This window comes from Lentilactobacillus kefiri (assembly GCF_007989105.1).
GTDB classification, from domain to species: Bacteria; Bacillota; Bacilli; order Lactobacillales; family Lactobacillaceae; genus Lentilactobacillus; species Lentilactobacillus kefiri.
This window is the reverse complement of the sequence record NZ_BJVK01000081.1, coordinates 1-1,993: the sequence shown is the minus strand read 5'-3', so window position 1 is coordinate 1,993 and position 1,993 is coordinate 1. Positions and strand designations below refer to the sequence as shown.

Here is a 1,993-nt window from a genome sequence, read left to right as displayed (position 1 = left end):
TGGTGGAATCTCTGCTGGTGGTGCCACTGCAGGGGCTACAACTAATTCTGGGAATGTTTCTGCAACGGTCTCGACAAATAATCAAAGCATCCATGGTAATACTTCTGCTCAGAGACTAGGAGAATCTGAAGTAGATCAGTCTAATCAAACCGCAACTGACAGTTCTGTAGTAAACAAGTCAGATGATTCAAGTACAAGTGATCCGAATGATATGACTGAAAACCATTCTTCAACTTCAGCATCTTCTAAGAGTAATACACCTCTTCAAGAGAGAACTAGAACTAAAGAGGTTCAAAAGTATAAGTCTGATAATTATAAGTATGAGTCCAGTTTGAAACAAGAATCACATGTTGGTCATCATAAGCGATTTAGCGTAAAGAATGCTAAGCCCGGTGATATAGTCACAACCAACAAAACTTCATCTGCAGGATTAACAGGGCACGCTGGAATCGTGGCTCCTAATGGGAAAGTTTTGACAATTAATGGATATGGGCAACATCCAGTGTTGGAAAGCAAAACCAAGTGGGAACGGATGGCGAGAGGTCAGAATAATTGGGTCAAAGTTTGGCATGAAAAAAATTCGGCAGCAAGAAATCGGGCTTCAAGGATTGCTATGAAGCTTTATCATGGAAAAAACTACAAACGCATAAAGTACGGATTTGGAGGAGGACTCGGTTATACGAAACGGACATATTGTTCCAAGATCGTTTATCAAGCCTATGCATTCCAAGATTCTTCGCGCCATTCAATTGGATTTAAGATCAAGAATCCAAGTTCTGGGGTTGTTCCACCATATAACTTGGATAATTGTTTCCCAAGAAAAGGTAAGTTTGCATTAATATACAAAGGGAGCGAATAAGTTGAAGATATTAAACAGGATATTACTTGGATCATTGTTGATATTGATCGGTGTACTAGAGGTGCTTTTTAGCATTTTTGCACTTGGACCACTTCCTGCAAATTCAGGTATGTCTGATATTTATTGGCTGATATTCACAGGAGGGAGCAATGTATTTGTAGGCATTGTGTATTTCTTTGCCTTAAAAAAGAACATAGTGCTCGCACTCTCAAGTTTATTGATTATTATCAATTTGATTCCGACTGTGCAACAAATACTTTCTGGAAATTACTTTCTGTTCCCCTTGATTTTGTTGGGTATAATCCTAAATGCTATTCCCGCCATTGTGTATAATATTCACTTCAATCAACCATTAAAAAAGCCCTAGAGGTAAAGTTATGACAAAAAGATTGAATCTATTTTTTCTCATCATTGCAGTTATTGGACTTGGCATTTCAAGCCCACTACAGTGTAAATCATTCGCCAGTTCAACTTGAAAACCAGTGTATTCAAATATGCTTGGCAAACCTTATAAGCACAAGGTAATCAAATATAGTCCTACGGGATGGGGAGATTTTGAAGGTGGGGATAGCAAAGCTTACTTTAGCTCTGATAAGCATATTCAGTATCGGTACATCAAAAAGTCTCGAACCGTGATTTATCGGTATAACAACCATGATAAGGCGCTTCAGTTAAAATATAATTATCAAAAGATTGTTCTTGGTCATGGCCATAAAACGCCTGAATATTCCTACTACTATAAGTTGGGCCAGCAGAAATGGGTTTACACGGTAACCTATCGATTCTGGTTGGTCAAGCCGATTAAGTACTAATCTTGTTAGTTGAATTTGACATTTACCGGATTGTGGATGAGCATCATTCACAATCATCCATTAAATGAAAGGTTAATGATGAGCTTGTTTGTTATTCGACAACATAAGATCACTTTAAAGTGGTTATTATTAGCTTTCTTTTCTCTGTTGATTTTAGTTCCGATGTCAGCATCTGCCAGCACCAACTGGAAGCATCTGGATATGAATTCCCTTGGATATGCTTCTAAACAAAAGGTACTCAAGTACAATTCTGTGAACTGGGGTGAGTTTGAGGGCGATCGCCAGGGCTTGTTCAAAGATACCAGCAACAAGCAACAATGCT

General features: G+C 38.4%; 2 protein-coding genes and 2 pseudogenes. All 4 read left to right on the top strand.

From position 1 onward, the window contains the following. Positions 1 to 859: pseudogene (locus LKE01_RS12140) on the top strand (hypothetical protein); the annotation flags it as partial. A 1-nt stretch (position 860) separates the two neighbouring features. After that, positions 861 to 1,226, top strand: a complete 366-nt coding sequence (locus LKE01_RS11710) for a hypothetical protein (RefSeq protein ID WP_054769886.1) — start codon at positions 861 to 863, stop codon at positions 1,224 to 1,226. A 127-nt stretch (positions 1,227 to 1,353) separates the two neighbouring features. Continuing rightward, entirely contained in the window at positions 1,354 to 1,671 is a 318-nt protein-coding gene (locus LKE01_RS11705; RefSeq protein ID WP_179286822.1) for a hypothetical protein, read from the top strand. 75 nt (positions 1,672 to 1,746) lie between these two features. Continuing rightward, positions 1,747 to 1,993: pseudogene (locus tag LKE01_RS11700) on the top strand (hypothetical protein); the annotation flags it as partial.